Raw genomic sequence first — 19,167 nt, forward strand, 5'->3', positions numbered from 1 at the left:
GGTCAGAACGACAGGTCCATACCGACGGTGTAGCGACGCCCGTCCAGAACCGTTTGATACTCGGCGTAATCCACTTCCTTGTTGAAAACGTTGTACACACCCGCCAGCAGCTTGAGGTTCTTGGTCACCTTGTAGGTGCCGCCAACATCGACAAAGGTGTAGGACGGCGTGCCATCAGACATCGTGGTACGCCCCAGATAGTCGGAGGTCTTGCCACGGTAGTTCAGGCGCGTCCATGTGCCCAACTGATCGGTGTTCTGCCAGTCCAGGGTGGCGTTGAACATGTGCCGGGGCATCTGGTTCAACGCCTTGCCCTTGAGCGCCCCGCTCTTCTGCTCGGAATCGGTGAAGGTATAGTTGGTCGCCAATGTCAGGCGCTGGGTAATGGCCCAGTCCAGAGTGGCCTCGACGCCACGCATCTGCGCCTCATCGACGTTCACCCGATCACTGATGAACTTGTACGAAGTACCCGCGATCTGGCACTGCCCAGACGCATTGCCCGTGCTGTCGGTGCAACGACGCTGCTCGGTGATCTTGTCCTTGAAGTCGGTGTTGAACACCGTCAGGCCGGTCGAGAAGCCCTCCAGGTTGTCCCAAATGAAACCGATCTCCTGGCTGACGCTTTCCTCCGGCTTCAGTGCCGAATTGCCGACGATAATCGCCGGATCGCCACCACCGCCGGTGATCTGGCCCCAATCGTCAACAGCCGCACGGATGTCCGGCGAACGGTAGCCAGTGGACACCCCCCCCTTGATCGTCCACTGCTCGGTCGGGTGATACACCCCATACAGGCGTGGCGACCAATGCGTGCCGTAGTTCTCGTCACGGTCCATGCGCAAGCCGCCGGTCAGGGCGAACTGATCGGTCAGACGCCACTCGTCTTCAGCGAACAACGCCCAGGACCAGCGGGTAAGCTGATTGAGGGTAGCCGCCGAGGCAAGCTGGTTGCCTTGATCGCTCAGGTCTTCGTACTTGTACTGACCACCGAAGGTCGTGGTGTGCGAGTCACTGTAGAACGACGCCTGGGAGTTGAGCACAGTGTTCTCCAGCTCCATCTTGCGGCCGGGGTTCTCGATTTTCTCCCGCTGCAGGTAGCTGTCGGTGGTGACGCTTTCCCAGCGGCCCGAGTGGCTCACAGAGAAATGCGTACGGTCGTAATCGTTCTGCGAGGAAGAAGAACGCGCCGAGCGGCCCAGGGTGGCATTGCGTTCCTGTTCGGATTTTCCGGCTTCAACGGTGATGTCGTTGTTCGTGTCCGGGGTGAACGACAGTTTGGCCGTGGCACTGTCGGTACTCTGCTCATTGAAGCCGTTGACGATGTGGTCCTCGTCACGGCGTGAGCGCTGCCCATACAACTGCAGGCCCACCAGGTTCTCCACCAAAGGCCCGGAAATGAACGCGCTGGTGCTGGAGTAGTCCCCGGAATCGGAGCGGTCCTGGAACGTCGTCTCGGTGCGAACGCCGCCATACCACTGTGGCGTGACCTTGCGCGTGATGATGTTGATCACACCGCCCATGGCATCGGAACCGTACAACGACGACATTGGCCCACGCACCACCTCGATTCGCTCGATAGCTTCCAGCGGTGGCATCCAGCCCTGCTCGATCCCGGCACCATCACTGTTGGGACGCGTAGCGCGCGAGTCCTGGCGTTTGCCATCTACCAGCATCAAGGTGTATTTCGAGGCCATGCCACGAATACTGATGTCACTGGAACTGCCACCACCGGTTACCACTACACCCGGCACATCACGCAGCGCATCGGTGACATCACGGTAGGACTTGTTCTCGATCTGCTCACGGGAAATGACCGAAATCGACGCCGGGGCATCCTTGATCTGCTGGGAAAAACCGGAGGCGGTCACCACCATGTTGTCCAACTCCAGAGGCAGGCTCTGGGCCGAAGCCTGGGCGGTATAAAGCGAACACAAAGCGAGTGCAAGGCAGGACTTGGTGAAGCTGGGGGACATGGTGAACCTCTCCCTGGAAATGTAAATTTTACGTAAATAGAAACAGGGGGCGAATGATATTTATTCTCACCACCGAGTAAAGCGCCTTTACGCTTTTTTACACTTCCAGTAACAATCCACCCAGCACGCCAGCGATGAGGCCTCTTGATCCAGAGCAAGCCCACGGACCTTCCAAAGCCTGCTTTTTGCGACAAGATATTTTTCTTTCAAAAGGGCTTGAATTGTTTCGCCAACTGCCTGACCTTGTAGTCAAGAGGCGATGACTGCCACGGTCCATACCGGCATCATCGATTCTCTTGCGAGCTAGCTGAATAAGGATTGATCTATGCAAGTCCATGTCAATAGCGACAACCATATTCAAAGCAGCATCCGGCTGGAACAGTGGGTTCGCAGCACCGTCGAACAACAGCTCGACCGCTTCGAAGAGGATCTCACACGCATCGAAGTTCATCTGGGGGACGAAAACGGTACCAAGCCCGGCCCACACGACAAACGTTGCCAGATGGAGGCTCGCCCCAAAGGCCACCAACCGATCTCCGTAACCCACAAGGCCGCTTCGCTTGAGCAGGCGGTGGACGGTGCAGCCGAGAAGCTCAACCACGCGCTGGAACACTTCTACGGCAAACTGCGCAATAAACGTGCAGTGTCTCAGCAAAGCGCCGAAAGCGAACACACCGATCAGTTGCTACAGGAAGACTTCGAGGAAAATCAGCAAGCCCTCAATAGCTGAAGACGGCTAACCCCAGGTTGCTGACGAACCCCCGCTTTTAGCGGGGGTTCTTTTTTTAGCCAACGAAATTCTGGCGCTGATCACTGTGGGAGCGGGTCTTGCCCGCGATACAAACGCCGCGCACTCACTGGCACCCCGCCGCCCCCATCGCAGGCAAGACCTGCTCCAACAGAGAATGCAGCCTGTAGGAGCCGGGCTTGCCCGCGATGCAAACGCCGCGCACTCACGGTCACCGCGCCGAGGCCATCGCAGGCAAGCCAGCTCCAACAGAAAATGCAACCTGTAGGCGCCGGGCTTGCCCGCTATGCAAACGCCGCGCACTCACGGTCACCGCGCCGAGGCCATCGCAGGCAAGCCTGCTCCAACAGAAAATGCAACCTGTAGGAGCGGGTCTTGCCCGCGATGCAGTCGCCGCGCACTCACGGACACCCCGTCGACGCCATCGCAGGCAAGCCTGCTCCAACAGAGAATGCAGCCTGTAGGAGCCGGGCTTGCCCGCGATACAAACGCCGCGCACTCTCGGACACCCCGCCGACGCCATAGCAGGCAGCCTGCTCCAACACAAACCGAGCAGCCCTATTTGGCCTCTTCGATTTCCTTGCCACTGGCGTCAATCGCCTTGGTCGAGGGGTAGCGGGACGAGGCGAAGCGCACCACCAGGATCGAGAACGACAGCAGCAGGATACCGCCGCACACATACAACAGGCCTGCGTCGGGGGCCTTGTGATGCGATACATCGCCGATCAGCAGACGGGTCAAGGCGGTGATCGCCACATACAACAGGAAGCGGATTGGCATGTGGTTGGTCTTGAAATAGATACCGACCATCGCCCCCAATTCCAGGTAGATGAACAACAGCAGGATGTCATCGACACTGACACCGCCCTTGCCCAGCATCTCCAGGAAGGTCACTACAGCGGCGTAAGCCGTGATCGCACCGATACCGAACAACGCCAGGTAATGGAAGGCCTCAACGCACAAGTTACCCAGTGAGTCGGCAGAGCCATGCAGGCTTTTTCGCAGTTTGTCAGCCCAATTGTTATTCACGGTACAGATTCCTTGATACGGCTTGAAGGAGAATGCGGCAAGTACATGACGCTTTATCTGCATGCAGTAAAAAGGCCAGGCACTGGGTTTGAGAAGGCGGCAGATTGCCGCAAGGCACGTGCGCGTGCACCCGTTCAATGCGACCGGGGGCTAAAGACCGAGGCAGGGGCTGCAAAAATGCCACTATTCAAAGCCGAGGGATTGCCTTATCCTCTTTACTGTACAAAAATACAGTATTCGTATTATTCAATTATCGAAAGGCATGTGAGGTGATGAATGGCCGTCGAAGTGGTGTACCGCAGCAGCCGAGACCTGGAGCGCTTGTTCATGGATAAAGCCGAAGCAGACCGTCACGACAAGATGCTCGAGCTGGCTGAACTGCTGGCCGAAGTGCTGAAGAAAGCCGTGCCGTCACTGAGTGAACAGCAGGTTGAGGACGCCGGTATCTACATGGCGAAAAACCGCGACGTCTTCGCCAAGGCCTTCAAGAGCCAACCCGACGCGCTCAGCGAACTGCTGGGTGACGAAAGCCCTGCCGAGTAACCCAACTCAAGGGTATAGCAGCCGCTCGGCCAAGGTTTGCGCAACGCGCGCTGGCGAGCGCTTCTCTGCCTGGGCATGGGCAAAGACCTCTGTCAGCCGCGACGGAATGCGCGCCAGGTGCTCGGTAATGGTCGGCAACTCTTCACCTTGGTGCTTGAGCGCCACATAAATCAGGCCGCCTGAGTTGATGATGTAATCCGGTGCGTACAGGATGCCGCGGTTTTCCAGCTGATCGGCCACCTGCAGGGTGGTCAGTTGATTGTTCGCCGACCCTGCAACGGCAGCACAACGAAGCTGCATTACACTCTGTCCTGTAAGAATCGAACCCAAACCGCAGGGCGCAAAGATATCGCATGGGGTACTGATCAGCGCCTCAGACGCAATCGGATGGGCATTGAACTGCTCCATCGCCAATTGCACCCGCCCAGGATCATGATCGCTGACCAGCAGTTCGGCGCCCGCCGCATGCAACTGCTCCGCCAAGGCGAAGCCCACATTACCCAACCCTTGCACCGCCACACGCAAACCTTCCAGGTTGTCGCTGCCCAAGCGCGCCATTGAAGTCGCACGGATACCGGCAAACACGCCCATGGCCGAATACGGCGAGGGATCACCTGACGCGGTGGTGCTCGTGACATGCTGTGTTGTTTGCGCAATGCAGTCCATGTCCAACGTCGACGTACCGCTGTCGATGGCCGTGATGTACCGCCCCTCGAGTGAGTCGACAAAACGACCGAAAGCCTCAAACAGCGCGGCTCGGTTTTCTACATGCGGGTTTCGAATGATCACCGCTTTGCCCCCACCCAGCGGCAAGCCGGCCAATGCAGCCTTGTAACTCATACCCTGAGCCAGACGAATGGCGTCGATCATCGCACTGTCATCGTCGGGGTAGGCCAGGTAGCGACACCCGCCCATGGCGGGGCCACGCTGCTCATTGTGAATAGCAATCACGGCCTTGAGCCCGGTCGGAGGATCGATACACAGGTGCAGCGAGTGGGTGCGCGTGCTTTGCATCAGCGAAAACATCGACAAGCTCCCGAATTGCTGGGTGCTGATGCAAGTATAGGCACGCTCCGGGCAACTGATAGCGCTACTGGACGAAAGCCACGCAGGGGGCTAAAAAATAAGCGTAAGCGGAGACTTTCATGAACCCACGCAAAGCCTGTCTGGCCTGCCTCGAACGTGACCCTGTCGCGCTGTTTGAAGCGGGGTTGTGGATCGCCGCCGAGCATGACCCCGGCGTGCAACCTGCCGACTGCCTGGCGCAGGTGCAAACGCTGCAACGCGAGGTCAGTGTTGGCCTGCCCATGTTGTCTGTGAACGAACTGGCCCAGCCTCTGCTGCGGCAGCTCTGCGCGCTGGGGTTTCAGCAGGATGAGTATTACCCCTTACGCCCTCAGGCAGCCTTGCTGGACAAGGTGCTGCTGCGCCGTCGCGGCCAGCCGTTGGCCTTGGCACTGTTGAGCCTCGAACTGGCCCGCAGATTGTCCATTCCACTGGAGGGGGTGAACTTTCCGGGATACTTCCTGCTGCGAGTACCGGGCGCCGACCACCTGCTCGACCCGTGTGGTGGACGTCGCCTGTACCCTGCCGACTGTCGCGAACTGCTCGGCCGGCAGTTCGGCCCGCAAATGACCTTGAGCGCAGAACACCTGCTGACCGCCAGCCCACGCCAGATGCTGCAACGCCTTTCACGCAACCTGCGGCAATTGCACACCACCCATGACGACGACCTGGCAGCACTGAAAGATGCTGAACGGGTCGTCGAACTAGGGGCAGCCAATGCCAGTGACTACCTGGCCAGAGCCACGCTCTACCAGCGACTGGATTGCCCACAGGCCGAACGTTTCGACCTGGAGCATGCCTTGTTGCTCAGCGAAGACCCGATCCAGCGTTTACGCCTGACCGAGCGCCTGAGCCACCTGCCCCCCAAAGCGACATCGATTCATTGAGCCTCATCACCTGCCGCGTCATGGGGTATCCGGTTGGTTAGACGGGTGTGCCTGGATGAACGCCGGGTGTTGCGCGGCCAGCGCCGCTACCCGATTGATGCGAGGATAAGCGCCGAGATCGATACTGAACCGCTGCGCGGCATACAACTGGGGAATCAAGTAGACATCCGCCAAGCCCGGTTGCGCGCCGAAGCAGTAGCCACTGTCACCGATCAACTGCTCAACCGCCGCCAGCCCTTGGCTGATCCAGTGGGCGATCCACTGGTTGACCTGCGTTTCGTCATGCCCTAGCTGACGCAGTTGGTTGAGCACACTGACATTGTGCAACGGGTGGATGTCACAACCAATCAGCGCCGCCACCCCACGCACTTGAGCGCGTTGCTCAAGTGCAGCAGGCAGCAGTGCCGGCTGTGGATAACGTTCTTCCAGATACTCGATGATCGCCGGCGACTGTACCAGCAACGCCCCCGAGTCGACCCTCAGGGCCGGTACACGGCCCTGAGGATTGAGCGCCAGAAACGCAGGCTCACGCTGCTCGCCTTTGAGCAGGTTGACCGGCAGGGACTGGAAATCCAGCCCCTTGAGCGCCAGGGCAATCCGTACCCGGTACGACGACGTCGAACGAAAGTAGGTATAGAGTTCCATGCCCTGCCCTCTTTTTTAGTGTGCTGGCAGGATCTTGCCGCGGCACTCACCAAAACCGATGCTGGCAACACCGTCGCGGATGCAACGGGCACGCAGGATGATCTCGTCACCGTCTTCAAGGAAGCGGCGCACTTCGCCGGATGCCAGCTCGATCGGCTCCTTGCCGCCCTGGGTGATCTCCAGCAGGCTGCCGAACTGACCGGGTTTAGCGCCCGACAGGGTGCCAGAACCGAACAGGTCGCCCGATTGCAGCTGGCAACCGTTGACGCTGTGGTGCGCGACCATCTGCGCCACGGTCCAGTACATGCTCAAGGTGTTGCTCAGGGTCAGGCGATGGGCCGGCAGGTTCTGCTCACGCATGCGCTCGGTCACCAGCAGCACTTCCAGCTCGATGTCGAAGGCGCCCAGCGCCTGATCGCGCTTGTCGAGCAGGTAAGGCAGTGGCTGCGGGTCGCCTTCCGGGCGTGCCGGTTGGGCGCAACGGAACGGCTCCAGCGCTTCGGCCGTCACCACCCACGGCGAAACCGTAGAGATGAAGCTCTTGGACAGGAACGGGCCCAGTGGCTGGTACTCCCACGCCTGGATGTCACGCGCCGACCAGTCGTTGAGCAGGCAGAAGCCGGCGATATGCTCAGCTGCTTCGGCCACCGGAATGGCCTCGCCCAACGCGTTGCCCTGGCCGATCCAGATGCCCAGCTCCAGCTCGTAATCAAGCCGTGCGCAAGGGCCGAAGGTCGGCTCGCTCTGCCCGGCAGGCAGGGTTTGGCCCTTCGGCCGACGGACATCCGTACCCGACGGACGAATGGTCGAAGCACGGCCGTGATAACCAATCGGCACATACTTGTAGTTCGGCAGCAAAGGGTTGTCCGGACGGAACAGTTTGCCAACGTTCTTGGCGTGTTCGATGCCTACGTAGAAGTCGGTGTAATCGCCAATCCGGGCAGGCAGGTGCAACTGGCACTCAGCAGCCGGATACAGCAGTGGTCGCAGTGCGGCCTGGTGCTCGCTGTGTTCACCCAACAGCGCCAGCAGACGCTCGCGCAGGGCAACCCGGGCACCACGGCCCAATGCGAAGAACGCATTCAGCGCACCGCCACGGGTAGCCTCGACAGCAGCACGGGCTTGGCCCTCGAACAGGCCCGCGGCCAAAGCGCCTTCCAGGTCGAGGATGGCATCGCCAATGGCAACACCACAGCGTGGCGTCTGGTCGTTACGGCTGAAGATACCCAGGGGCAGGTTCTGCAGCGGGAAATCGCTATGCCCGTTGGCGTGATCGACCCAACTACGGGCAATGGCGGACTGATTCATGGGTTATCTCCGATTCGGGGTGAAGGTGCTCGGCAACGATGCCCAGCAACTATCGTAGTCGGCCTGCAATTGCGGGCATTCCAGTGCATGGCGCGTCGGTCTCAGCATCTGGCTGGTCTCGAACATGAAGGCCATGGTGTTATCGATCTTGTTCGGTGCCAGGTCAGCGGCAATCGCCTTGGCACAGGTTTCAGCATCCGGGCCATGGGCGCTCATGCAGCTGTGCAGCGACGCACCGCCAGGCAGGAAACCTTCGGCCTTGGCGTCATAAGCCCCCTGGATCAGGCCCATGAACTCGTTCATCAGGTTGCGGTGGAACCATGGCGGACGGAAGGTGTTCTCGGCCACCATCCAGCGTGGCGGGAAAATCACGAAGTCGATGTTGGCCATGCCCGGTACGCTGGTCGGCGAGGTCAGTACGGTGAAAATCGATGGGTCCGGGTGGTCGAAGCTGACGGTGCCAATGGTGTTGAAACGGCGCAGGTCGTACTTGTACGGCACGTTGTTGCCATGCCACGCCACCACATCCAGCGGCGAATGCTGCAACACACAGCCCCACAGCTCACCCAGGAACTTCTGCACCAACGGCACAGGGCCCTGGTGCTCTTCGTAATGGGCCACCGGCGCCAGGAAATCACGCGGGTTGGCCAGGCCGTTACTGCCAATCGGGCCAAGGTCCGGGATACGCAGCGGCGCACCGTGGTTCTCGGCGATGTAGCCGCGCGCGGTACCGTCGAGCAGTTCGACACGGAACTTCAAGCCACGCGGCAGCACGGCGATTTCCAGTGGTTCGACCTCCAGCACACCGAGCTCGGTGGCGATACGCAGGCGGCCCTGCTCCGGCACCAGCAACAGTTCGCCGTCGGCGTTGAAGAACACGCGCTCCATCGAGCGATTGGCGCAATAGCTGTAGACGCTCACACCCGCTGGCTTGTCAGCAGCCGAGTTGGCCGCCATGGCGACCCAGCCGTCGATGAAATCGGTCGGCTCGGCGGGGATATCCAGCGGGTTCCAGCGCAGCCGGTTTGGCGTCACCGCGCCCAATGGGCCACCGGCCAACTGACGCTCCAGGCGCTCGAACGCCGGATGCAGGGCCGACGGCCGGATACGGTACATCCAGGTGCGGCGCAGTTCACTGCGGGTCATGGTGAACGCGGTGCCGGAGAACAGTTCGGCGTACAGCCCGTACGGGGCCTTTTGCGGAGAGTTTTGCCCGACAGGCAGGGCGCCCGGCAATGCTTCGCTGGCGAATTCGTTACCGAAACCGCTCTGGTAGCTGAGTGAGGACGTGGAATCGAGGTTCATCGAGACTCCTGGCCATGAGGCCGGTTACGGGCAGTTGGCTGCGAACCGACCAGGCGGTGACAGCACGTCTGCATTATTTTTATCGTAATCACATTACGCATAACGTAATTTGATTGCCAAAGTCCGTCAAGCTATAAAGACGCCCTCCTGTCTCTCCCGGATCGAATGCCCCATGGCCAAAGCCAGCTCCACCGCCGATAGCACCGGCAAACAGAAGGTTCGCTCGGCAGAGGTCGGCACCGACATCCTCAAGGCCCTGGCTGAACTGTCGCCCGCCACGTCACTGTCACGCCTGGCCGAACACGTTCAAATGCCCGCAAGCAAGGTTCACCGCTACCTGCAGGCGTTGATCGCCAGCGGTTTTGCCGAACAGAACCCGGCGACCAACCACTACGGGCTGGGCCGTGAAGCGCTGCGCATCGGCCTGGCCGCACTGGGTGGCATCGATGTATTGAAGGTCGGCGCAATGCCGCTGTCGCAATTACGTGATGAGCTTAATGAAAGCTGCTTTTTGGCCGTATGGGGCAATAAGGGCCCAACCGTGGTCAGCATTGAGCCGGCCGTGCGTGCCGTAACTGTGGTCACGCAGATCGGCTCGGTACTGCCGCTGCTCAGCTCATCCACCGGGCTGGTGTTCGGTGCCTACCTGCCGGAGCGCGAAACCCTCGAGCTGCGCGATCAGGAACTGGCGGCCCTGAAGCAGACCGCCAGTGAGTACGACGCCTTGTTTGCGCAAATCCGTGAACGTGGCCTGCACCATATCCACGGCCTGCTGATGCCCGGCGTCGATGCGCTATCAGCGCCCGTGTTCAACGCGGTCGGCAAGATCGCGGCGGTTATCACCGTGGTCGGCCCGACCTCGATCTTTCATGCCGATGAACAGGGGCCAGCCGCTCAACGGCTGCTGGCCACTGCAAAAACCATTAGCTGGCGAATGGGGCATGACCTTTAGGGAGAGCCTGCGCGCTGGCTTCCAGGCCACCAAGGAACAGTGTCAGCTCTTCCTTGAACACCTTGTAGGTAGGGCTCGCGGCCTTGGGCGCGACGGGTGCTACGAGCTCCTTGCACAAGTTTTTGAGCAACGCCACCTGGGCAGAACTCTGCCCACTCGACGACTTGGAAAGGGCAGCAAGCAAGCGCCCCCATCCCCCTGCCATCGAGAATACCCCCAACCCTGACAACGCAAAGGAAACCAGCGCTGAAGCCCGGTCACCATCACGGTAGGCCAGCGCCCCCCTCGTGAATGCTCGCAACGTAGTAAAGGCCGATATCGTCATTGACGCCGGTGGAAACGGCATCGAAAGAATGGACGCGGTACTGAGCACCACCTCAAACAACAACCGCGATATCCGCTCGGCAACGCTGGTCGTGTCGTGATCGACATCGTCGATGATGCGCAGCGTCATGGCATCGAACTCATCACCAAGATCACTGATCCGGGTGTACTCACCGTAGGCACTGACGATCAGATCGGTGGGGTCACCCGCGCGCGCGATATCGTTAATCAAGGTACCGATGATCCGCTGATCCTTGATCGCCACTCGGCGATAGAAGTAATCACCGAGGCCATACGCCTTCCATTGACTGATCAGGTCTTCCCGACTGCGCAACCAGCGGCCATCAGGGGCATCCGGGGTGTACAGCAGGTCGTCCGCGGCATTGCCCTGCATGTGCCGGAGAATATAGACACCTTCGATACGCTGGCCGCGCAAGGCAAGCTGGTACACACCGTCCTTTTGGTAGGTTCTGTCGCCACCCACCACGGGCGGTTCGAGTTCCAGCAGCGATTCGACCGTCGCCTTCATCCAGCGGCGCTGCGCTGACGAAAGGTTCCCCTGCAACACTTCGCAGAGCGCGGTCCGCGTGATCTGCAGGCGCAGCAAGTGGCCATGCAATGCGCGATACAGGCCGTATTTCGCATCGGTCTTCACCAGTGTCTGCTTGGCCTGCGCGATATAGCGCTCCCCCAACTTTGCCGAACGTATGTAGCTCGCCACACGTCGACGATCAAGCCTCGACAGATCCTGCCCGCGGGTTGAGGCGAACCTGGCGAACTCCTCGAAATTGAAACTGCTGCCGTATCCGCTTATCACCACTTGAGTCAGCGTCATCTCGGCGCCCGCCTCAAGTGTTACCAACACCGTGTCAGGGTCTACCCAGCCACCCGTTGAATTCGAACCGAGCAACGTGTTGAGCCATTGCCCGACTTCATGGTGGGCAAAGCTTCGGAAATGGGGAAGGCTGTAGTTTTTTTCATATTCCTGGCCAAGTGCCTGCAACATGAAGTCCAGGTTGCTCAGCGCCTGACGGTCGTTGGGGGTAGCATCGCGGTACCATTTCGGCGTGACGGCCTGCAGCTCATCCAGCAGACCCTCCACTTTCATTGAGGCAATCTTGGACAGCGCGTCGCTCCATGTGCTTGCCTCCCAAGGCTTCAGCACCATGCTGTTACGTATCCAATGCGTGGTGGAGCGATGCTGTTGCTCAAGATGGCGCCTGAAGCCGGACCGCTCTGCAAAGGCAACCTGGCCGACCAGATAATCACAGCCTGGCGCTGTAGCTGACCACCCAGCCATGGCGTCGCTCAGATGATGCACAGCGTCAAACACCCTGACATCACCCCCTGGCGCACCCGGCGCGTAAACGATATAGCGCCAGTCATCACCCTGGGGATAACGCACATAGAACAGATCCTTCAGTACCACCCCTTGCTCATTGAGCAACACACATCCCACCTCGACACCCAGCGACGCCAACGAGCCGTTGTGCTGACCAAGGCGTTCAAACACCTCAAATGCCGTTGGGTCCATGCCCTGATAACGCGCACTCAGAAACGACAACGACAAGCGCGCCTGCAGGGCGTCGGCCATCGCAGCTGTTCCCTCCTCTGTCAGGTAAAGGGCTCGCACGGCATCGATGTAACCCATGCGCAGATTCAGCTCGGCAATCATCGCAGCAATGAACTGCGCCGAAAGGTCTGGCCCTTGGACAACCTGCACAACGACCTGAGCCTCTTGCCCTTGATAGCCTCCCGAGAGCACCCATTGGCCAAGGCTCAATTGCCGGCTGCCGGTTTGTACATGGCCATCGAGGTCTATTGAGTACGCGACATTGAGCACAACTTGCTCAGCGTCGATGGTCAGCCCCAGGTGCTTTTGCACATATGCCTGGATTTGCAGGCGGGCATAATCCTCATGGCTGGCATGCCCCTCAAGCAACGTATCTACACGCAGTTGGGCATCTTCGAGCGTTTTTTCACGCTGCTCATAAGCGACTTTTTCGTCACCGACCAGAAACCGCAACCAGTCTGGTTGACGGGAAACACGGTACTGCCTGAGGCGATCGGCATGACGCGCCTGAAGCGTTGAAACCAGTATGCGCTGCTGCTCCATCGCAGCCAGCGCTTCCCACACCTGAGGTGCAGGCTGCGAGTGAGCACGTGCGTTCTGCAGGATGTCGAGAAACCACTGTCGCTGAGTACGCTGCAGATCAGCAACGTGTTGTTTGAACACGTCTTCAGCAAAAGGCTGCTCGACAACCGTGAGCGTCTGCCCCTGAAGCAGGGCCTGTTGCGCAGGCGCCAAGTGCTGTAACAGTGGTTGACGCGTTTCAGTTTTTTGCAGGCGCCACGTCACGTCACCCAGCAGCGACTGAAGATCACCATACAGCCCCAGCCCATCCCAGGTGCTGTACAAACACACCACTGTGTCGGCGGGATGCTCGGCAAAATCACCTGATACGAAGGCCTGCGAAAGTGGAGTGGCCTGCCCGCTATCGTCAACCAGCGAAAGTGCCCTGAGCGTCGTACCACTATTAACGATGCTCTCCTTCAACTGCTTGCAACGGGCGGCTCTTTCAGGGCGTCCCTTGGCCCACAAATTAATATCGAGAAAGAACAGATAGGCCAGCAGTTGGTTAAGGGTGTCTGGGCCAAACGCTTCATCGGGGCTTAACGCGCCCGCCCAAAAATCTTGAAGTTGCTCCAACCATGTATCAGCCCACTGGGGAAGCAGTTCGCCAAGCACCTGATGAATAAGGTTTACATCGGCATTGATGGGCTGAGTTGCACCCGCCGCGAAAAGCTGCGGGCCCATTTGCTCAAGCGACAGTGCCTGCTGATCAACCATGGCCTGCAGCGCAAGGTCGATCAGCGGTACGCCCTGTTGAACCCGCAAGGCCTGAAGATCAACATCGCAACCCAACGCAGCCATTCGCACCTGAAACTGTTGACGTATGACCTGCGCTAAAGAAGGGGCCGTGCTTAAAACCGACTGTATCTTCAATACGGTATTGGTCATTTCAAGTAGAAGTTCTTGCACACTGAAGTTCTCCAGTCGTTCAGTGGACAATGTAAACGGTGTAGAGGTATTCATTCGCCATCCTTGTGAATGTGGTTATTAGCGGCCAAGAAACTACCCACAAGAACGTGCAAACCCAAGAGGAGAAAGTGCCTGAAAAGTATCAAAATTAATCAGAACTAATGGATCCAATTAATGCGCCCAGTACTTAAAAGTGTTTTCCTTCAGCGCGCTTATTTACAACCCACTTACTGCCTGTTTTCCGACATAAAAAAACACCCCAAAACAAAACACCAACACGCCGTCTTGCCTGCGGTGAAAGTGCTGCATAACCTAAAACTATTACAGCCTGCGTAAAAGAGAATGTCAGAAACCACTATTTTTCCTGAAAGATCAGCGCCTTATTCTAAGCCCACCTGCCCAGTAGAGCCGCTCAACAAGCAACTCCTGGCAGGCTTGTAGGCTTACTCAATAGCGGAGTACCTACCCAGTTCACCGACGTTGATTTTGAAGCTCCTTGATCTACGTCTTACTTGGCCGCTGCTTTGCAGCGGCCTTTTTTATTCTGTACCGCTGCGGGCTTCAGTCGGCCGCGTCATCGCAGTGAAGCGATGAGCGATCGGTGCCAGAATCAAATCATTTGTGGCAGCGTCACCGGGCCCACACCAACAGGAACATCCTCAACATTCAGGATCAGGCCTGTTTCAGTGGCCGCCCCAGCCGGGAGTAAGCGCGGAACGCCAGGTAGTGATACAGCACCTGGACCGGTGATTCGGTGTGTGGGTAATGCCCAACTCCCGGCAGCAGCACCGTATCGGGCTCCGGCACCAACTGCCGGTAACGCTCAACCACATGGCCTCCGCAAACCGGGTCCACCAGGCCATTGATAAACCGTAGCGGCACACCGCCCACCAGCAACGCCCCGACCCAGCGCTCGCGATAGGTCATGCACTCCAACGGGTAGGTACTGAGCTTGTGCAATACCCGCATGCCACGGTTGGCAACCATCAGGCTCCAGCAGTCATCCAGCGCACTTTCACTGGGACGGGTGCGAGGCCCGTAGATCTTGCTGACGCAATTGACCAGATCATCACGCCGAAACGAGCGTGCCACCAGCCAGCCAAGCCGACTAAGCAGCAGCTTATGAATCAGCAGAGGCCGATGGCACTCGGGGAACAGCGCTGCATTGAGGAACACGCAACTGGCGATCTGCGCCCGCCCTTCATGGTGACGCGCCACCAGCTCCTGAGCGACCGTAGCCCCATAATCATGCCCCAACAGATGCACAGGCTCAGTGACCTGCAGGTGCTCAAGCAACGCCTGCTGGATATCCGCCTGCTCCAGCAGGCTGTAGCTGTAGTGCAGGGGCTTTGAGGAATCGCCAAAACCGAGCATGTCACAGGCAATCACCTGATAGCGCTGTGCCAGAGGCTGCCAGAGATAGTGCCAATCCCAACTGGCGGTTGGAAAGCCATGGAGCAACAGCAGTGGTTCGCCATGGCCGGCGGTCCAGTAACGGAGGGTTTGGCCCCGGAACGAAAAATGATGCCCCCGGGTGCGCCAGACACTTAACGGTATCTCGGCAAGAGGCATCTGCGCAGTCCCCGTGGCGTGGTCGAAGTCCTCTTGAGCAAGGTATTGGCGCTATTCATTGCAATCACCTCGGCACATTCATGTGCGCTGCTGGCAAACAGTCTAGCCAGCTTTGATCAACCCGAGAGTTGCATTGCCAGCCAGCCTATTGACCGTGTGAGTCATTGCGCAAAAAGGTCAGGACAAGGCGACCAACAGCACCGCTCAGCCGCGCAGGGCAGCAGCAAACCCGGCCAACCAGGGTTCGGCATCGGCCTCCGGGGTAACGGTCTCACTGGCATCCAGGCGCAGCATCGGCTGCACTTCCTTCAGGCCCATCTCGGCAAACAATTCGCGTAATTGTTCACCGCCAGCACAGAAGGTATCGCCGTAGCTCGAATCGCCCAGACCGATCACGGCACCTGGCAATCCACGCCAAATTGCCGGCAAGGCATCGCGGATTTCACAGAACAGTGGCATCAGGTTGTCTGGCAATTCGCCCATGCCGGTGGTCGACGTCACGGCCAGAAAAGCCTCTGGGGCAAAACCTTGCAGGTCTTGAAGGGTCGCCCGGCCAGCATGCCAAGCCTCAAAACCAGCGGCTTTGAGCAACGACTCGGCGTGGCGAGCAACTTCGTCGGCAGTACCATAGACCGAACCGGAAAGGATGGCGACTTTCATAGTAGATTCCGAAACTGAGTAAAAACGTAGGATACTAACACCGCAGGCTGGCAAATGGCCCCACGCCAAAGGTGTAGGGCTACGCGCAATCTTCTAGAATCAGCCATCCTGTCAGGTCGTTCTTCCCATTTTGCAGGCCCTTGTCCATGATCAACGCCAAACTGCTGCAACGCATGATTGACGCCTCCACAGACGGCATTGTGGTCGCGGAACAGGAAGGCGACGACACCATCCTGATCTACGTAAACGCCGCCTTCGAGCGTATCACCGGCTATACCGCCAACGATGTGCTCTACCGTGACTGCCGTTTCCTGCAACAGAACGAGCGCGACCAACCGGCACGCGCACGTATCCGCCAAGCCATCAAGGAAGGCCGCCCCTGCCGAGAAATCCTGCACAACTTCCGCAAGGATGGCACCGCCTTCTGGAACGAACTGTCAATCACGCCCGTCTACAATGAAGCCGATCAGCTGAAGTACTTCATTGGCATTCAGAACGATGTCAGCCGCCAGGTGGAAGCCGAACAGCGTGCGGCACAGCTGGAGCAGCAGTTGGCCGAGGCCTTGGCCCGTATCAAGGTACTGGAAAGCGACCAACGGTCGTAAACAAAGCGGGCAGATTGTTGTCAATCAATTTACCGCCTCGCAGACCGATCACGACTTCCGGGTTTGACCATGCAAACAGACGCCCTACTCACCCAGGATGAGCTGGACTTCATTCAGAACATGCAACATTCGCCGCAGTTCGATGTGGCGGATGCGACCGCCAGCCTGCTGCTCAACAGCGACAGCCAACTCAAGAACCTGCTGACCCGCCTGATCGCCCACGAACAGGTCACCCTGCAAGCGCAGTTCGAAAACCACCAGATGAGTTTTCCCCTGCAGTTGGTCGAAGACGAGTTCCACGCCACGCACCTGCAAGTGGGCGCGCCGAGCATCTACGAAGACGGGCCGATGGTACGCCCCTGGCGCCTGACCCTGGACACGCCGGCTGCGCTGGAAGACGACATGGGCCTGAGCACGGATCTATGGGTACGGGAGATATCGTTCAAAGGGGTACTGCTTGAAGTGCGCCAGCCAGAGCCACCTGCGCGATTCTCGCTGTGGTTCAACCCCGGGAGCGCAGAGGCACCCATTGCACTTGAGGGCACCCTGCAACGGCGTGCGGCTGACGGCCTTGCAGCCTATCGCCTGAGCCAGCGCCACCCTGCCGAGACCGAGCGCCTGCGCGAGTACATTCTGCAACAACACCGCCGCGCGCATCCGGATGTGCACGCGGCCTGAAGGCCGCACCTTCAGGTATCGAGGTGCCCCGCCAGATACTGCTGCAGCCGCCTGCGCATCAACCGCCCTTCACTGCCCAGACACGCCACCTGCGAGCCGATCAACAGGTCTTGGGCGAGGTCTGCGGCTTCGCCGGCAAACAACAGCGGGCACTCCAGGCCCAATGCCAGGCGCGCCAGACGCTTGGGCAGGTCAGGGGCCGGCGGATGATTGGAAAACAACACCAGAGCATGAGGCTTGATACGCTCGCACACCAGGCTCAACTCCTCAAGCGGTTGCCCCAGCGACAGCACGCTCACGGCGACCTCGCTGCTGCCCAGCAACAACGCGGCCACCAAAAGCTCCAGCTCACGGCATTGCCCGGGGATTGCCGCCAGCACGACATGGAGCTCTTGCTGCTCACGCGCCAACTGCAAACGTTGCAAGGCGCGGGCCCGCAGGAAACCGTCGAGGAACAGCCACTCGCTAAGCTGGCCAAACACCTCCTGGGCCGTGCGCAGTTCCTGCCACACGGGCATCAGAATGTCCTGGAACACCACCACCAGCGGATAACTGGCAAACACCTGCCCATACACTTGCTCAAGCTGGCGCTCATCGAACGAGCGGACCGCTTGGCGCAACTGAACCTGCCACTGCGCCCAATCGTTCTGCACGCCTTGTGGTGGTGCCTGCAGCGTCTGTGCCTTGATGACCTGGCTCTTGGCAAGCAGGCTACCGACCTTGCTCACCGCCACACCGCGTTCGATCCAGCCGAGGATATTACGGACCTCGTCAATATCGGCCTGGGAATACAGCCGATGCCCACTTTCGGTGCGTGTTGGCTGGATCAACCCATAACGGCGCTCCCAGGCACGCAACGTCACCGGGTTGATACCGGTTAATCGGGACACCTCACGGATAGGAAACAGCTCCTCGTGATCGAGGGCAGTGGAGCTCAGGGAGGGATGAGCGGATTCAGTCATCGCCGGGACAGCCGCATTTTCAGAAGGTGGAGGCCATTCTACTCCGCTATTGCCGCCAAGGCACAAGACCGATCTGAACCCACCCGGCGTAGATCAGCACTGACGCGCCAGCCCATTTACGGAATAATCCTTGCTTGTGTTCAAACGCTGCCCACCACCCCGGGCAGCGTTCCATGGGCGCGGCTACCCGCCGCCTCCATAAAGCCAGGAGATACACGATGTCTACCCCACCCGTTACCTTGATGGTGGCGCGCCGCGTTGCCAATGGCCGCTACCAGGACCTGATCGCCTGGTTACGTGAAGGCGAACAACTGGCCACCGACTTTCCCGGTTATCTGGGTTCGGGCGTGCTGGCCCCGCCGCCGCAAGACGATGAATTCCAGATCATCTTTCGCTTTGCCGACGAAAAAACCCTGCATGCCTGGGAGCACTCGGCCTCACGCACGGCATGGCTCGCCCGCGGCAACGGCCTGTTTCAACAACCGTCGGAACACCGTGTCAGTGGTATCGACGGCTGGTTTGGCAGCAATGCCGCACAGCGCCCACCTCGCTGGAAACAAGCCGTGGCGATCTGGCTGGCGTTCTTCCCGGTATCGCTGGCCTTCAACCTGCTGTTCGGCCACTGGCTCGCCGAGTTGAGCCTGCTGCCACGCGTGCTGCTCAGCACCCTGGCCCTGACGCCGATGATGGTCTACGTCTTCATCCCACTGTCGACCCGTTGCCTGGCCGGTTGGCTCAACGCCAGCAGCACACACCCCGCCACGCCCACGGCCCCCACACTGGAAAGCCGCTAGCCGGCTCAGGGCGCGTGCAACACTGCGCAGTTCGGGTATGCTGGGCACTAACCCTGCGAACACGTAAGAAAAGTTGA

At 59.3% G+C, this 19,167-nt stretch carries 18 protein-coding genes; 8 read left to right on the plus strand and 10 right to left on the minus strand.

Features of this window, described 5'->3' with window-relative positions:
• Positions 1-2 precede the first annotated feature (2 nt).
• Positions 3-1,970, minus strand: a complete 1,968-nt coding sequence (locus tag EKA13_RS07620) for a ligand-gated channel protein (protein WP_065758785.1) — start codon at positions 1,968-1,970, stop codon at positions 3-5.
• Positions 1,971-2,295: 325 nt separating this feature from the next.
• Between EKA13_RS07620 and EKA13_RS07625 the strand changes: the two genes are divergently transcribed.
• Complete coding sequence (locus EKA13_RS07625; RefSeq protein ID WP_065758786.1) at positions 2,296-2,700, plus strand: HPF/RaiA family ribosome-associated protein; 405 nt, start codon at positions 2,296-2,298, stop codon at positions 2,698-2,700.
• Positions 2,701-3,276: 576 nt separating this feature from the next.
• Here the strand turns inward: EKA13_RS07625 and EKA13_RS07630 are convergent.
• Complete coding sequence (locus tag EKA13_RS07630; protein ID WP_065758787.1) at positions 3,277-3,747, minus strand: phosphate-starvation-inducible protein PsiE; 471 nt, start codon at positions 3,745-3,747, stop codon at positions 3,277-3,279.
• Between the two features lie 276 nt (positions 3,748-4,023).
• On the opposite strand from EKA13_RS07630, the gene EKA13_RS07635 reads away from it, so the two are divergent.
• Positions 4,024-4,290 (plus strand): YebG family protein, encoded by a 267-nt coding sequence (locus EKA13_RS07635; protein WP_065758788.1) that lies wholly within the window; start codon positions 4,024-4,026, stop codon positions 4,288-4,290.
• Positions 4,291-4,296: 6 nt separating this feature from the next.
• Here the strand turns inward: EKA13_RS07635 and EKA13_RS07640 are convergent, their stop codons facing one another.
• On the minus strand, positions 4,297-5,316 hold the full coding sequence (locus tag EKA13_RS07640; RefSeq protein WP_065758789.1) for a Leu/Phe/Val dehydrogenase: 1,020 nt from the start codon (positions 5,314-5,316) through the stop codon (positions 4,297-4,299).
• Between the two features lie 119 nt (positions 5,317-5,435).
• Between EKA13_RS07640 and EKA13_RS07645 the strand changes: the two genes are divergently transcribed.
• Positions 5,436-6,242, plus strand: a complete 807-nt coding sequence (locus EKA13_RS07645; RefSeq protein ID WP_065758790.1) for a SirB1 family protein — start codon at positions 5,436-5,438, stop codon at positions 6,240-6,242.
• An 18-nt stretch (positions 6,243-6,260) separates the two neighbouring features.
• On the opposite strand, the gene maiA is transcribed toward EKA13_RS07645, so the two are convergent.
• The 3 genes from maiA to hmgA are packed head-to-tail and all read right to left on the minus strand — an operon-like array spanning position 6,261 to position 9,500.
• Positions 6,261-6,887 (minus strand): maleylacetoacetate isomerase, encoded by a 627-nt coding sequence (maiA, locus tag EKA13_RS07650; protein ID WP_065758791.1) that lies wholly within the window; start codon positions 6,885-6,887, stop codon positions 6,261-6,263.
• 15 nt (positions 6,888-6,902) lie between these two features.
• On the minus strand, positions 6,903-8,195 hold the full coding sequence (gene fahA, locus EKA13_RS07655) for a fumarylacetoacetase (protein WP_065758792.1): 1,293 nt from the start codon (positions 8,193-8,195) through the stop codon (positions 6,903-6,905).
• A 3-nt stretch (positions 8,196-8,198) separates the two neighbouring features.
• Positions 8,199-9,500, minus strand: coding sequence for a homogentisate 1,2-dioxygenase (hmgA, locus tag EKA13_RS07660; protein WP_065758793.1), 1,302 nt, complete (start codon positions 9,498-9,500; stop codon positions 8,199-8,201).
• A gap of 172 nt (positions 9,501-9,672) precedes the next feature.
• On the opposite strand from hmgA, the gene EKA13_RS07665 reads away from it, so the two are divergent.
• On the plus strand, positions 9,673-10,452 hold the full coding sequence (locus EKA13_RS07665; protein WP_065758794.1) for an IclR family transcriptional regulator: 780 nt from the start codon (positions 9,673-9,675) through the stop codon (positions 10,450-10,452).
• Here EKA13_RS07665 and EKA13_RS07670 read toward each other — a convergent pair.
• Positions 10,424-13,486 (minus strand): hypothetical protein, encoded by a 3,063-nt coding sequence (locus EKA13_RS07670; protein WP_065758795.1) that lies wholly within the window; start codon positions 13,484-13,486, stop codon positions 10,424-10,426. The genes EKA13_RS07665 and EKA13_RS07670 overlap by 29 nt on opposite strands.
• A 42-nt stretch (positions 13,487-13,528) precedes the next feature.
• Here EKA13_RS07670 and EKA13_RS07675 point away from each other — a divergent pair, with 42 nt between their 5' ends.
• Complete coding sequence (locus EKA13_RS07675) at positions 13,529-13,747, plus strand: hypothetical protein (protein ID WP_125862918.1); 219 nt, start codon at positions 13,529-13,531, stop codon at positions 13,745-13,747.
• A gap of 744 nt (positions 13,748-14,491) precedes the next feature.
• Here EKA13_RS07675 and EKA13_RS07680 read toward each other — a convergent pair.
• Together EKA13_RS07680 and EKA13_RS07685 are read right to left on the minus strand one after the other, a co-directional pair.
• Positions 14,492-15,391: an alpha/beta fold hydrolase gene (locus tag EKA13_RS07680; RefSeq protein ID WP_065758797.1), complete on the minus strand. Its 900-nt coding sequence runs from the start codon at positions 15,389-15,391 to the stop codon at positions 14,492-14,494.
• 204 nt (positions 15,392-15,595) lie between these two features.
• Complete coding sequence (locus tag EKA13_RS07685) at positions 15,596-16,051, minus strand: flavodoxin (protein WP_065758798.1); 456 nt, start codon at positions 16,049-16,051, stop codon at positions 15,596-15,598.
• A gap of 146 nt (positions 16,052-16,197) precedes the next feature.
• Here EKA13_RS07685 and EKA13_RS07690 point away from each other — a divergent pair, with 146 nt between their 5' ends.
• Together EKA13_RS07690 and EKA13_RS07695 are read left to right on the plus strand one after the other, a co-directional pair.
• The gene (locus EKA13_RS07690) at positions 16,198-16,656 is read left to right on the plus strand and encodes a PAS domain S-box protein (RefSeq protein ID WP_065758799.1); all 459 of its coding nucleotides are present in this window, start codon (positions 16,198-16,200) and stop codon (positions 16,654-16,656) included.
• A 69-nt stretch (positions 16,657-16,725) separates the two neighbouring features.
• The gene (locus EKA13_RS07695; RefSeq protein WP_065758800.1) at positions 16,726-17,334 is read left to right on the plus strand and encodes a hypothetical protein; all 609 of its coding nucleotides are present in this window, start codon (positions 16,726-16,728) and stop codon (positions 17,332-17,334) included.
• 11 nt (positions 17,335-17,345) lie between these two features.
• Here the strand turns inward: EKA13_RS07695 and EKA13_RS07700 are convergent, their stop codons facing one another.
• Positions 17,346-18,296 (minus strand): MerR family transcriptional regulator, encoded by a 951-nt coding sequence (locus tag EKA13_RS07700; RefSeq protein WP_065758801.1) that lies wholly within the window; start codon positions 18,294-18,296, stop codon positions 17,346-17,348.
• Between the two features lie 218 nt (positions 18,297-18,514).
• On the opposite strand from EKA13_RS07700, the gene EKA13_RS07705 reads away from it, so the two are divergent.
• Positions 18,515-19,090 carry an antibiotic biosynthesis monooxygenase gene (locus tag EKA13_RS07705; protein ID WP_065758802.1) on the plus strand — a complete coding sequence of 192 codons (576 nt, stop codon included), beginning with the start codon at positions 18,515-18,517 and terminating at the stop codon, positions 19,088-19,090.
• The last annotated feature ends 77 nt before the right edge of the window (positions 19,091-19,167 follow it).

Source organism: Pseudomonas defluvii, from assembly GCF_001695625.1.
Lineage (GTDB): Bacteria > Pseudomonadota > Gammaproteobacteria > Pseudomonadales > Pseudomonadaceae > Aquipseudomonas > Aquipseudomonas defluvii.